Source organism: Amycolatopsis sp. NPDC059021, from assembly GCF_042739895.1.
In the GTDB taxonomy this organism is placed as follows: domain Bacteria; phylum Actinomycetota; class Actinomycetes; order Mycobacteriales; family Pseudonocardiaceae; genus Amycolatopsis.
The window spans coordinates 77,214-90,294 of record NZ_JBHYIQ010000029.1; the positions used below are offsets into that span (position 1 = coordinate 77,214).

Genomic DNA, 13,081 nt, shown 5'->3' on the forward strand with positions numbered 1-13,081 from the left:
CGGGCGCGCGCGCGCCGGGGGGGGGGGGGCCGCCCCCCCGCCCCCGCGCCCCCCCCCCCCCGCCGCGCGGCGGGGGGGGGGGGCGGGGGGCCCCCCCCCCGCGACCGGCAGTTGCTGGGTGACCATCGCCTACCCGAACGCCTTGTTCATCGCCTCGGCCGCCCCGGCCAGCGCGGCCGCGGGATCCTTCGCCCCGGTCGCGATCTGCTGGACCGCGGTGGGCAGCACGTTCTGGCTGTCGATCTTGGACCACGCCGGGGTGCTCGGCACGAACTTCGTGCCCGCCTGGATGCTGTCGACGAACGGCTTCAGGAAGGCGTCGTTCGCGGCGAGTTTCTCCTGCACGCCCTTGAGCGTCGGCAGGTTCCCCATCGCGGTGTACATCTTCTCCTGGTACTTCGCGCCGCCCAGCAGCTTCACGAAGTCGACCGCGAGCCCGTGGCGCTTGCTCGCGCCGAACACGCCGAGCAGGTTGCCGCCCGCGAACGCCGGCGCGGTCGCCCCCGCCTGCGTGCCGGGAATCGGGAGCACCGCGTACTTGCCCTTGACCGCGCCCTGGTCGACGGCCTTGCGGTTGAAGTCACCGCCGATGGTCATCCCGGCCTTGCCACCCGCGAAGGCCTGCACGCTCTGGGTGCCGGTGAGGTTCGCGCACTGGGCGGGCGGGCAGATGTCGTCCTTGAGCAGGCTCGCGTAGGCCGTGACGCCTGCCTTCGCCTGCTCGGAGTTCACAGTGGACGTCCACTTCGCACCGTCCTGTTTGGCCAGTTCGCCACCGGAGGCCCACAGGAACGGGAGCATCGCGTAGGTGTACTTGCCGCCGACCGAGATCCCGTACATATCCGGTTTCGCACTCCGGATCTTGCGTGCGGCCTCGGTCAGCTCGGCGATCGTCTTCGGCGGCTGGATCCCGAGTTCGGTGAAGACGTCGGTGCGGTAGTACAGCGCGCGGATGCCGGTGAACCACGGCAGGCCGTAGGTCTTCCCGCCGGATTTCGCGGTGTCCAGCACGGACGGGATGAGGTCCTTGCCCTCCGGCCACGACGCGAGATCCGCGCCGAGGTCCGACAACGCGCCCGTGGTCGCGTAGCTGGCCACGTCGGTGTTGCCGAACTCGGCGACGTCGGGCGCGTTCGACGGATCGTTGAACGCGCCGGAGAACTTGTCCGCCCGTCCCTCGACCGGGACCCACTGCACGTCGACCTCGGCGCCGGAATGCGCGGCCTTGAACTCCGCGATCGCCTCCTTGACCGCGGCTTCCTTGGGCGCCCGGTTGGCCTCGTCGAAGAGCCAGACCCGTACGGTGCCGGTCTTCTCGTCCCCGCCGGAGCCGGCGGGACCGGACTGCGCGGGCGCGCAGCCGGCGAGCAGGCCGACGGCGGCCAGCCCGGTGAGGGTACGGCGGAATCTCATCAATCCTCCAGAAAATCAGCGGCGTTGCTGGATCGGAAAGCCGGATCAGGCGAAGAACACCGAGTTCACCGACGGAACGGCGAGTGACCCGGCGACCGCGCCCGGCAGACCGGTCGCCGGGTCGCGGGGGAGCCAGGTGACGGTGCCGGAGCGCTGGTTCGAGACGTAGAACCACTTCTCGGTCGCGTCGAGTGCGACGTGCCGCGGCCAGTTGCCCCCACTGACCACAGTGGACACGAGCTTCAAGGTCTTCCCGCCGTCGGCGGTGGTGAAGGTGGCGAGCGTGTTCGGCCCGCGGACGGTGGCGTAGACGAACCTGCCGTCCCGCGAGGTGATGATCTCGCCGGGGTACAGGTCGCCGGTGCTGCCCGGCGGCACGGCCGGGACCACGGAGAGCGCAGTGAGCTTACCCGCGGTGGCGTCCCAGCTCGCGACCGTGACCTCGGGGCGCAGCTCGCCGACGATGTAGGCGTAGCGGCCGTTCGGGTGAAACACCAGATGCCGCGGCCCGGCGCCGGAGGGCAGCTTGAGCTGCTGGTTCAGCGTCAGCTTCCCGGTGCCGAGGTTCAGCTTGTAGACGTACACCGAATCGGCGCCGAGGTCCACCGAGAGCACCCAGTGCCCGGTCGGATCGCTGACCACCTGGTGGGCGTGCGCGTCCCGCTCGGCGCCGACGTGCTTCACCAGATCGGTCGCCTCGCCGAGCTTGCCCCCGGCGAGGATCGGCAGCACCACGACGGTGCCGGTGCCGTAGTTGGCCGCCAGCACGTACTTCTGGCTCGGGTGCACGGAAAGGTGGGTGGGCGCGCTGCCCTTCGACGACACGGCGCCCAGCAGCCGGGGCTTGGCCGGGTTGTCGACGTTCAACGCGGAGATCTTGCCGTTCGGCTCGCCCTCGTTGGTCACGTAGAGCGTGCGGCGGTCCTTGCTCAGGTCGAACCACGACGCGTCCGGGACACCCGGCACGGTCTTGACCGGCTTGAGCGCGGGCGCGGTGCCGGCGCGCCCGGAGACGTCGAGCCCGTGCCCGGCAGGCGACGCGCTGGTGTAGCTGCCGATATACGCCGTCGGGTCGGCGACGCAGGCATCGGGTGTCGCGGGCGCCGCGCTCGCCGTGTTCGCGAACTGCGCGCCGAGGACGGTGCCGAGTCCGGCGGCGCCGACGCCGCCGAGGAAGGTACGTCGAGAAAGCCCAGCCATCGTGTCGTCTCCCAGTGGTAGGTGAGGCGTGGTAGGTGCGCCTGGCCGTGAGTGGTTTAGACCACAGCCATGAGCAATGCTGCCACGCCGAAACCCGAAACGGAAAGGACTGTTTCCAGGGCCGTCCACGTCTTGAGGGTGTCCGCCACGGAAAGCCCGAAGTACCGCGAAACGATCCAGAAACCGCCGTCGTTGACGTGCGAGGCGATGATCGACCCGGCCGAGATCGCGACCACGAGCAGCGCGAGCTGGGCCTGCGAGTAGTGCAGCTCGGCCACCGTCGGCGCGATGATCCCGCCGGTCGTCACGATCGCGACGGTCGCGGAGCCCTGTGCGATCCGCAGGCCGCAGCTGATCACATACGCGGACAGGATCACCGGCAGCCCCGCGTCGCCGAGCGAACCGGCCACGGCCTTGCCGATGCCCGTCGCGGACAGCACCGCGCCGAAGAACGCACCGGCGCCGATCACGAGCAGGATCATGGCCACGGGCCGCAGCGACGCCGAAGACAGCTCCGCGAGCGCCTTCCCGGTCATGCCCCGGCGTGTCCCGAGCAGCCACGACGCCAGCAGCACCGCGATGGTCAGCGCGACGGCGGGTGTGCCCACGAACGCGGCGACCCCCGCAGCGGTCGAGCCCTTCGGCAGCCAGATGCTCCCGAACGTGCCGATCAGGATCAGCACCATCGGCACCGCGATGATCGAGGCGACGAGCCCGAGCGACGGCGGGTTCTCGACCTCTTCGCCCTCGCCCGCGAGCTTCGCGAAGTCCTCGGCGAGCGGGACGTCGACCTTCTTGCCGATCCAGCTCGAATACAGGACCCCGCCGATGAACCACGCCGGGATCCCGCAGACCGCGCCCATCAGGATGACCCAGCCGAGGTCGACGTGCAGCAGCCCGGCGGCCGCGACCGGGCCGGGGTGCGGTGGCAGGAACGCGTGGGTGATGGAAAGCCCGGCCAGCAGCGGCATGCAGTACAGCACGATCGAGCGGCCACCCTGCTTCGCGGCGGCGTAGACCAGCGGCGCCAGCACGAAGATCCCGATGTCGAAGAAGACCGGGATACCGAAGATGAGCCCGGCGATGCCCATCGCGAGCGGTGCCCGCTTCTCGCCGAAGGACCGCAGCAGCGCGGTGGTCAGCACCCGCGCGCCCCCGGATTTCTCCAGGATCGCGCCGAGCAGCGTGCCCAGCCCGACGATCGCGGTGATGTGCCCGAGGATTCCGCCGAAACCCTTCTCCAGCAAGGAATCCGACGTCTTCTGCGCGGTGCCGACCAGCGTCCCCACCGGGACGCCCGCGGCGAGCGCGGTCAGCAGGCCGACCACGATCAGCGCGATGAACGGTTCCACCTTGAACCGGATGATGAGCAGCAGCAGGACCGCGATGGAGACCGCGGCGAGCGTCAGCAGGCCCGGCGTGGTGGCTTGCAGCCAGTGGATCATCGGCGTCTCCCGGGATTGCGCAGTGAATGACCGGCGAGCGCGCCGGTGGGGTGACCGTCGTCGATGGCGGCGACGCCGTTGACGAAGACATGGGGGAGTCCGGCGGCGGGCTGCCGCGGGTCGTCGAAGGTCGCGGTGTCCTGAATGGACTCGGGGTCGAACAGCACCAGGTCGGCGGCGTACCCGGCGCGGACCAGCCCGCGATCGGTCAGCCGCAGCCGTCGTGCCGCGCGCCCGGTCAGGTGTGCCACGCACTCTGCGAGGTCGAGTACGCCCAGTTCGCGGACGTAACGAGCGAGATAGCGGGGGAAGGTGCCCCAGGCACGCGGGTGCGGCCGGGCGCCGACGAGCAGGCCGTCGCTCCCGCCGGTGTGCGTGCGGTGCCGCATGATCGCCTGGACGTTCTCCTCGTGCCCGACGTGCATCAGGCACGACGTGCCGAGCCGTTCGCCGAGCAGGACGTCGAAGTACAGCTCCGCCGGGGGTTTTCCCGCGGTGCGAGCCGAGGCGGCGACGCTGTGACCGACGAGGAAAGCGTTCTCCTCGCGTCGCACGCCGTTGATCTCGATGCTGTCCCAGTCGATCGGCACCCCGTGCGCACCGTCCGAACCGGACTCCTCGATCTCCGCGCGGATCCGTTCGCGCGTGTCCACATCGGACAGACGGGTGAGCGTCGCGTCCAGTCCGCCTTCGGTGGCCCAGCTCGGCAACAGCGCGGAAAGATAGGTGGCGCCGGGAAGGTACGGGTAGGTGTCGAGGGTGATGTCGCAGCCGTCGTCGAGTGCTTCGTCCAAAAGGGACAGCAGCTGTGGCGCCTTGCCCTTGTTCACCGAGAAGTTCATCGTCGCGTGCGCCAGGTGCAGCGGGCAGGCCGACCGCCGGGAGACGTCGATCATCTCCGCGAACGCCTCCAGTGCGCCGCGGCCGTAGCTGCGGTGGTGCGGGCTGTAGAACCCGCCCAGCTCACCGACGACGCGGCACAGTTCGACCAGTTCGTCCGTGTCCGCGTACATGCCCGGGGTGTAGGTCAGCCCGGAGGACATCCCGGCGGCGCCCTCGCCGAGCCCGGTCGCGACCAGTTCTTTCATCCGGTTCAGCTCGGCCTCGGTGGCGGGCCGGTCCTCCCAGCCGAGCGCGAGCATCCGGACCGTGCCCTGCGGGACGAGGTAGGCGGCGTTGACGGCGACGCCCTGGTCAAGCCGGTCGAGGTACTCGCCGACCGACCGCCAGTTCCAGTCGAATCCGGCCGGGTCGTCGTTCCAGCCCGCGAGCTGCTGACGCAGCGCCTCGAGGGTCGCGTCGTCGACCGGGGCGTAGGAGAGCCCGTCCTGGCCGAGGACCTCGGTGGTCACGCCCTGCGACAGCTTCGCCAGATGATCCGGGTTGGCCAGCAGCTGCAAGTCGGAATGCGAGTGCATGTCGATGAACCCGGGCGCGAGGACGAGCCCGTCGGCGTCGATGTGCCGCCGCCCGGCCAGTGACCCGGCTTCGGCGACACTCGCGATCCGCCCGCCGGTGATGCCGACGTCGTGGCGGGTGAGCGGGTCACCGGTGCCGTCGGCGACGAGCGCCCCGCGGATGACGATGTCCATGTGTCCCGCCTCAGAAGTGGGTGCGGACGAAGTCGATGACCGTCTCGCCGTCGGTGTCCACCACCGGCAGCAGCGGCCACTTGTCGAACACCGTGCACGGATGCGAAACCCCCAGCGCGACCCAGTCGCCGACCTCGATCCCGGATCCCGACGGCAGGGCGAGGAAGGCGTGCTGGTCGTTGAGCTTGGTGACGGTGTGCCCGGCCAGCTCGGTGATCTCGCCGCTCGCCCTCCGGTGCAGCTGCGGTTCGGGCATGCCCTCGTCGAAGGAGGCGTCGCGCTTGCCGATCGTCAGCAACGCCAGCTCGTCCGAGGGTTTCGACGTCACCTGCGCCCAGGCACGCAGCGCGGGCCGGAACGGCGGGACGTCCGCGATGCGCGGATGGCCGCCGAGCGGGGAGATCTCGCGGTAGAACCCGTCGTCGTGCGTCACGTACGCGCCGCTGCGCAGCACCGGGAGCACGTCGAGCCCGTCCGGCCAAGGTTTCGTCAGCTCATCGGCGACCCTGTCGAAGTACGCGCTCCCGCCTGCGGTGACGATCACCTGTCCGGCGTCGTCGAGCAAACCCTTGTCCGCGAAGGAGATCACCGCGTCGCGGAGAGTGTCTGCATAGGAACTGATCTTGGTCAGCGACGCGTCGTCGGTGCCGTGCGACAAGGCGCCTTCGTAGCCGCCGGTGCCACGTAACCGCAACGCGGGGCTCGCGTGCACGGCTTCGGCGACCGCGAGCGCGGTCTCCTGGTCCCGTACGCCGGTCCTGCCGCCGTCCGCGCCGAGTTCCACGAGGACGTCCACCGGGCGCTTCGTCCCGGCGAGTGCTTCGGTCATCAGCTCGACGCCGCGCACCGAATCGACCCAGCACACGAACTCGAACGCCGGATCAGCGGCGAGTTCGGTGGCGATCCAGCGCAGTCCGGCGGGGTCGAGCAGCTGATTGGCCAGCAGGATGCGGGACACCCCGAACGCGCGGTAGATCCGGATGTGCCCGGCGTTCGCCGCGGTGATGCCCCAGGCGCCGTGCGCGATCTGACGCGCGAACACCTGCGGCGCCATGGTGGTCTTCCCGTGCGGGGCGAGCACGACTCCGCGCGCGGCGCACCAGTCCGCCATCGTGGCGAGATTGTGCTCCAGCGCTTCGGCGTCGAGCACCACGAACGGGCCGAAGAAGCCGTCGTCGAACAACCGCGCGCGGCGTCGGGCCGCTTCGGCGAGGGTGAGTCCGGCCAGCGCGGGGGACACCGAGCGGAACCGCCAGTCGATCCGCTCCTCGGCCACGGCCGCCACCGCGGCGGTGTCCATGGTGCAGACGGTGTTCTCGGGGGACATCAGTGACCACCTCGGTTGTCCGGTGCCGTTGCGTAACTTGCAACGAGCGTTGCGCAGAATGCGTGGGTTAGGTGTAGCATCCGTCCCGCGAGAGGTCAACGGCGGAAGAACGACAGGAGATCAGGACGTGACATGCGCGCCGGACGTGCTGTGCATTGGCGAGTCGATGGCGCTGTTCGTGCCCGCCGAACCCGGGCCACCGGAAGACGTGCGCACCTGGCTGCGCACGATCGGCGGCGCCGAGTCCAATGTGGCCTGTCATCTTCCCGGCCTTGGCGTGTCCAGTGGCTGGGTGAGCGCGGTCGGTGACGATCCGTTCGGCCGCGCGATGGTGCGGGAGATCGCGGCCGCCGGCGTCGACGTCAGCGGCGTCGCCGTCGACCCGGTGCGCCCGACCGGGCTCTACCTCAAGGAATCCGGCGCGCAGGGCAGCCCGGTGCGCTACTACCGCGCGGGGTCGGCGGCCTCGGCGATGGGACTCGACGTGCTCGACCGCGTCGACCTCGCCGGCGTCCGGGTGCTGCATCTGTCCGGGATCACCCCGGCGCTGTCGGAGTCCTGCCTGGAGCTGGTGCGTGCGTTGCTCGCCGCGCCGCGCGGGGACACGCGCGTCTCGTTCGACGTCAACTACCGGCCCGCGCTCTGGGCGGGGCGGGACGTCTCGCTGCTCGCGGAACTGGCGGGCGCCGCCGACATCGTGCTCACCGGGGACGACGAGGCCCGAAAGGTCTGGGGCACGGGCGATCCGGGACGGCTGCGTGCGCTCCTGCCGGGGCCGGACACGCTGGTCGTCAAGCACGGCGAACGCGGCGCGACACTGGTCGAGCGCGACGCCGAGCCGTTGTTCTCGCCGGCGTTGCGAGTGGACGTCGTCGAACCGGTCGGCGCGGGTGACGCCTTCGCCGCCGGATTCCTGGCCGCGACGCTCGCCGGAGCCGATCCGCTGACCCGGTTGCGGCGCGGGCATCTCCAGGCGGCGGCGACCTTGCTCACGCACGACGATGTCGGCGCGCCGCTGGAAGCGTCCGTTGTGGACAGTCTGCTCACCGCCGACGCCGAGAGCTGGGCCGCGGCACGGCTGACGGGGACGGGGGTGATGGCATGAGCGAAGCTTGCGAGCGAATCATGGATATCATGCGCCAAAAGGGATTCAACACTGTCTCGCGGAGCGAGGCGATCGCATGAGTCAGAGTCTGGACAGGGCGCTGACGTTGTTGCGCGAGCTGACGAAGGAACCGAGGACGCTCGATCAGCTCGCCGAAGAGATCGGCGTGCACAAGTCGACCGTGTTGCGGCTGCTGCGCACGCTGGAGTCGCACCACTTCGTCCGGCGGGAAGGCGCACGGCACTACCGGCTGGGCAGCGCGCTGTTCGACCTCGCGAACCAGGCACTGGAGAGCAACGACGTGCGGCGCAGCGCGCAGCCCGCGCTCGCCGCGTTGAACGAGCGCACCGGGCACACCGTGCACCTCGCCAGCTACGAGGACGGCGAGGTCGTCTACATCGACAAGTACGAGGGCAGGCATTCGGTCCGGATGTATTCGCGGATCGGCAAGCGCGCGCCGCTGCACTGCACGGCCGTCGGTAAGGTGTTGGTGGCGGCCATGCCCGCGGCGCGGCGGGAGGAGATCGCGCGGTCGATCGACTACGTCGTGCTCACGCCGAACACGATCGCCTCGCCCGAGGCGTTCCTGGCCGAGCTGGTACGCGTCGCCGAGCGCGGGTACGCGGTGGACGACGCCGAGCACGAGGACTTCATCCACTGCGTCGCCGCGCCGATCCGGGGAGCGGACGGCGAAGTGCTGGCCGCGGCGTCGATGTCGGTGCCCAAGGTACTGCTCGACTTCGACGGCCTGCTCGCGCTCGTCCCGGAGCTGCTGGCCGCCACCGAAGAAGCTTCCGTCCACAGTGGATGGACGGGGAACCGAAAGGGGCACTGATGAGCAAGACGGCAGTTTCCACGGAGAACGCGCCGAAGCCGCCGGCGAAGTTCTCGCAGGCCGTCCGCAAGGGAAACATCCTGCAGGTCGCCGGCCAGGTCGGGTTCGACCCCGCCACCGGCGCGGTCGTCGGTGAGGACGTCGTCGGCCAGACCCGGCAGACGTTCAAGAACATCGAAGCCGTGCTCGAGGCGGCCGGTTCGAGCCTCGCCGACGCGGTGATGGTGCGTGTCTACCTCACCGACACCGCGCACTTCGCGCCGTTCAATGAGGTCTACAACGAACTCATCGGCGAGGGACCGCACCCGGCGCGCACGACTGTCTACGTCGGACTCCCGGGCGAACTCCTCGTCGAGATCGACGTGCTCTGCGTACTGGACTGACGCTCTAGAGTGCCAGGCCGCGCTCGAGGTGGGCGAGACCCGCGTCGAGCGCGGCCAGTGCGTCGAGGTCCGGGTCCTCGGCCCACCGGAGCCAGACCTCCAGCAGGACGCCGAACACGGCACCGGCGAAGCTGTGGACCTCCTCCTCGCCGGGGTCGCGTCCGGTGCGCTCGGCGACCAGTTCGGCCAGTAGCCGCTGGGTGGCGCGGATGTGGCCGAGGCTCGCCGTCCACAGTTCGGGCACGGTGAGCACGAGCGCCTGCCGCTGCCGTCGTTCGGCGGTTTCCGCTGCCGGGAGGTCGGCGAAGGCTTGCCGGATCGCGCCCCGCACCGCCCGCAGCGGGCTCAGCTCAGGTGGCTGCGCCCGGAACGCCGCGGCGAGTTCCGGGTTGCCGCCGTCGGAGACGACCAGCTGTTCCTTGGCGGGGAAGTAACGGAACAGGGTGCTGGGCGACACCTCGGCCGCGGCCGCGATCTGGTCCATTGTGGTCACTTCGTAGCCCTGCTCGGCGAACAACCGCAGCGCATGCCGCTGGATGAGCGACCGTGTCCGCGCCTTCTTGCGGGCCCGCAGTCCGTCAGTGGTCATGGACCTTCTCCTGGGGAAGCGGGATGACGGGCCGGAACTTCCCGCCCGCGCCCTGCTCGGGCGGTTCGGTGGCCCGGTCGAGCACGACGTCCGGGCCGAGCGTCTTGACCAGTCCCGCACGCACCTCCCGCCAGACCTGTTCGATGTCGGCGCCGGGGCCGTAGGCGAGCCGGACCCGCAACGCGGCCGGGGCGGTCTGCACGATCTGGAACTGCCGGACGCCGGGGACCCGGTCGACCACCGTGTTCAGCAGCAACGGCGGGATCGTCACGTTCCCGACGGTGAGCAAGTCGGCGACGCGGCCCTGCACGCGGAACGCGGGCAGGGGATTGCCGCACGGGCAAGGATCCGGCCGCTGCCGGACGCGGTCACCGAGGTCGTAACGCAGGATCGGCTGCACCCGGTTGGCGAGGTTGGTGATCAGCACGGTGTGCGACAGTTCGCCGGGCGGCACCGGGCGATGATCCGCGTCGACGGGTTCGGCGATCGCCCAGTCGGTGTTCACGTGGTACCAGCCCGCCGCGCAGCCGTCGGTGAGGAACGGGCATTCGGTCGAGCCGTAGGTGTCGCGGACCTTGGCCGCGAAGCTCGTGCCGAGCCGCGCGCGTTCGGCCGGGCTCAGCGCTTCGCCCGCCGGTTCGACCAGGACGGGGCCGATCCGCAGCCGCCCGGCCTCCTGTTCCCTGGCGAGCAACGAAAGCACGCTCGCGTAGCCGATCAGGATCGCCGGACGGAACGCGTTCAGCCCGGCCACCAGTTCGTCGATCGGGGCGTGGGCGGAGAAAGTACGCACGGCCTTCGCCGTCCACGAGTGGTCGAAGACGCGCTGGGAGCCCGCCGCGACGAGGAAGTGCCCGCCGGTCGCGACGACCATCGCCATCCGCGCACCCCGGGCGAGGACCTTCGCCGCGTCCGCGGCGCCGAGCCACGACGCGCGCATCCGCCCGGCGAGCGCGACGTTCACCGTCAGCGCGCGTTCGTCCACCACGAAGATCCCCGGCGTCCCGGTGGTGCCCGACGTGGTCACCAGCGTGTAGTGGTCCGCGAACCTCTCCCCGGCGGTGGCCGGGTCCGCCGCGAACGCCCTCGCCCGTTCGGCCGTGATCGCCCGGTCGGTGACCCAGTCGCCGAACTCCGGCATGAGCGTCTTCTTGCTCGTCACCGGCAGCAGCGCGGGATCGGTGACCCGGTCCGGCAGGTTTCGGTAGAGCCGGTGGTAGAGCGGCGAATTCCGGCGCGCGAACTCGACCTGCGCCGCGAGCCGCTCGCGCTGCCGCGCGGCCATCGCCGTCGGGCCCGCCCGCCGGATCCGGTTCGCTTCCCAGAGTCGTCCGGCCACGCTCTCGTGCATCACGCCCCCTTGCTTGGATATCGACAGTCTACTCTCAAATGAGAGTCTACTGTCAAATTCCGTCAGGGCCTGCGCTTGAACCCTGACCATCGCGAGGTCCCCTGGGGGAGACGCAAACTCGAAGCTCTGTCGCCGCGAGCGCTACCGCCACCCGCAGCCTCACACCAGGTCGTGCGTAAGAGTGCCCGTCCCGCCCGGCTGCACCGGAGACGCCGCGTCACCTCAGGGTCGGGGGTGTCTGTACCGACGCCACCAGGCCGTTGCGGAATACGATCTTCGTTTCGTGGCCTACCGGCACCCCGATGTAGAGCCAGTACTCCAGATCAGGGGGAGGCTGGCCCGGCAGCCGCGCGATAGCGCCACCCCCCCCTCGGCCAGGGCCTCTCGTACGAACTCGGCGTGGGTCATGGAGCCGGTCGCCGGTCCCAGCAGGCTCAGCACCTCCGCGCGGCTCATACCGATCCTGACCGGGCTTTTCCGCCTCCTGAACGGCCATCGCATCGACGTCACCTCCGCCAGACCCTCCACGTCGACGCACGACCGTATCGTCCGGTGCGGGGACCGGTCCCCTGGAAGGCCTTGCCGGATGCCGGAGCAACACCCGGGTACGCGCGAAGTTCGCCCGAGCAGCCGCAAAGCGGGCACGGCGGCGACCGGCCGCCAGCGGGGAGGGGCCTCCCATGCGGGAAGCCCCTCCCGTTCTCATCGGACGCGGTCTGCTAGAAGCCGCGGGTGTCGGCGAAGTACCAGGTGGTCTGCGGGTGAGCCTTCTGCCTCACCTGGCTCAACGGGATGTTGTCCTGGTCATTGGAGTGGTAGGTGACCTTGATCTTCGACCAGTCGTCGACGTTGCCGGGCTGGTTCTCGGTGATGATGATGGCGTGGTCGATGTGGCCGTCGGAGCCGTTTTCCCAGTCCGTGAGGATTACGTCCGCGGGCAGCGGGGCTTCCCCGGCGTAGCCACGCAGGCGATGGGAGTACTGGTAGCCGAAGTCGGCGAAGCTCTGGGCGACGGTCCAGGTGTTGCTGTGCACGGGGAAGGTGTCCCTGATGAGGTATTCCCACCACTGGTCCGGGGCGTTGTCGCCGTGGCCGACGTCGCTCCAGCCACCGGCGCGCAGTGCCTGGGAAACGAAGTTGGTGCAGTCGTTGGTGAAACGTTCGTACCGCTGGTTGTAGTCGATGGCGTACTTGCGCGCGTAGGCGACCGCGGCCGGGCGGTCGATCTGCACGCCGCCGTTGACGCTGGCCGGCGGTGCGCTGCTCCAGTGCTTCGCGCCGGGGTAGTTCGGCTTAATCCCCTTGGGGATAGTGGACTCGTGAGCCAGGTCGCGCGGTACGGCCGGCTTCAGCTTGACCGGATGGGCGTAGGGGATCGGGTCCGGACTGTCGGCCGGGACGTCCAGGGCGTCGGCGGCCAGGACCCAGTCGGCCCCGCGGCGCTGGAAGTCGAGCACGTGCGGCACCCGGTACCGGGCCGCCTCCGCCGAGTCCGCCGAGTCACGGATCGCGAACACCAGCCGGGTCCGCTCCTCCACCGTGACCCGCGCGGTGTCGCCGGTGACGGTCACCGCCGGGTTGACCAGGTCGACTTCGGCGTTGCGGTACTCGGCGTGGGTACCGGTGCTCGCTTCCCGCAGCTGATCCAGCGGCGCGGTCTCGGCCGCCATCCGCGCGGTGAACTGGCTGCTGGCCGCGACCGAGGTCAGTGCCGTCCCGGTGAGCGCCGCGCGCCCGGGGGGGGGGGGCCCCCCCCCCCCCGACCGAAAGGGCATAAAAGGAGAAGAAAAACCCAAACCCCACAGAGAACACCCAGACCCCCCCCCACAACGCGCAAAACC

11 protein-coding genes are annotated in these 13,081 nt (G+C 70.2%); 3 read left to right on the plus strand and 8 right to left on the minus strand.

Annotation, left to right across the window (positions count from 1 at the left end):
- Positions 1 to 129: 129 nt before the first annotated feature.
- Genes ACFWX1_RS19385 through ACFWX1_RS19405 form a run of 5 tightly spaced genes read right to left on the minus strand, consistent with a single transcriptional unit; the run spans position 130 to position 6,977 of the window.
- A complete protein-coding gene (locus ACFWX1_RS19385; protein WP_378389083.1) occupies positions 130 to 1,413 on the minus strand; it encodes an extracellular solute-binding protein in 1,284 nt (427 codons plus the stop codon).
- Between the two features lie 45 nt (positions 1,414 to 1,458).
- Complete coding sequence (locus tag ACFWX1_RS19390; RefSeq protein WP_378389085.1) at positions 1,459 to 2,613, minus strand: lactonase family protein; 1,155 nt, start codon at positions 2,611 to 2,613, stop codon at positions 1,459 to 1,461.
- 56 nt (positions 2,614 to 2,669) lie between these two features.
- Entirely contained in the window at positions 2,670 to 4,058 is a 1,389-nt protein-coding gene (locus ACFWX1_RS19395; protein WP_378389087.1) for a GntP family permease, read from the minus strand.
- On the minus strand, positions 4,055 to 5,650 hold the full coding sequence (locus ACFWX1_RS19400; protein ID WP_378389089.1) for an amidohydrolase family protein: 1,596 nt from the start codon (positions 5,648 to 5,650) through the stop codon (positions 4,055 to 4,057). Before ACFWX1_RS19400 ends, ACFWX1_RS19395 begins: the two co-directional genes overlap by 4 nt.
- A gap of 10 nt (positions 5,651 to 5,660) precedes the next feature.
- Positions 5,661 to 6,977, minus strand: a complete 1,317-nt coding sequence (locus tag ACFWX1_RS19405; RefSeq protein ID WP_378389091.1) for an amino acid deaminase — start codon at positions 6,975 to 6,977, stop codon at positions 5,661 to 5,663.
- Between the two features lie 166 nt (positions 6,978 to 7,143).
- Here ACFWX1_RS19405 and ACFWX1_RS19410 point away from each other — a divergent pair, with 166 nt between their 5' ends.
- From ACFWX1_RS19410 to ACFWX1_RS19420, 3 genes are all read left to right on the plus strand, one after another.
- On the plus strand, positions 7,144 to 8,082 hold the full coding sequence (locus tag ACFWX1_RS19410; protein ID WP_378389126.1) for a sugar kinase: 939 nt from the start codon (positions 7,144 to 7,146) through the stop codon (positions 8,080 to 8,082).
- 76 nt (positions 8,083 to 8,158) lie between these two features.
- Entirely contained in the window at positions 8,159 to 8,917 is a 759-nt protein-coding gene (locus ACFWX1_RS19415; RefSeq protein ID WP_378389093.1) for an IclR family transcriptional regulator, read from the plus strand.
- A complete protein-coding gene (locus tag ACFWX1_RS19420) occupies positions 8,917 to 9,300 on the plus strand; it encodes a RidA family protein (RefSeq protein WP_345407859.1) in 384 nt (127 codons plus the stop codon). Before ACFWX1_RS19415 ends, ACFWX1_RS19420 begins: the two co-directional genes overlap by 1 nt.
- A 4-nt stretch (positions 9,301 to 9,304) precedes the next feature.
- Here the strand turns inward: ACFWX1_RS19420 and ACFWX1_RS19425 are convergent, their stop codons facing one another.
- From ACFWX1_RS19425 to ACFWX1_RS19435, 3 genes are all read right to left on the minus strand, one after another.
- Complete coding sequence (locus ACFWX1_RS19425) at positions 9,305 to 9,889, minus strand: TetR/AcrR family transcriptional regulator (RefSeq protein WP_378389095.1); 585 nt, start codon at positions 9,887 to 9,889, stop codon at positions 9,305 to 9,307.
- The gene (locus ACFWX1_RS19430) at positions 9,879 to 11,240 is read right to left on the minus strand and encodes a phenylacetate--CoA ligase family protein (protein ID WP_378389097.1); all 1,362 of its coding nucleotides are present in this window, start codon (positions 11,238 to 11,240) and stop codon (positions 9,879 to 9,881) included. The genes ACFWX1_RS19425 and ACFWX1_RS19430 overlap by 11 nt, the downstream gene beginning before the upstream one ends.
- 719 nt (positions 11,241 to 11,959) lie before the next feature.
- The gene (locus ACFWX1_RS19435) at positions 11,960 to 12,910 is read right to left on the minus strand and encodes an amidase domain-containing protein (protein ID WP_378389099.1); all 951 of its coding nucleotides are present in this window, start codon (positions 12,908 to 12,910) and stop codon (positions 11,960 to 11,962) included.
- Positions 12,911 to 13,081 lie beyond the last annotated feature (171 nt).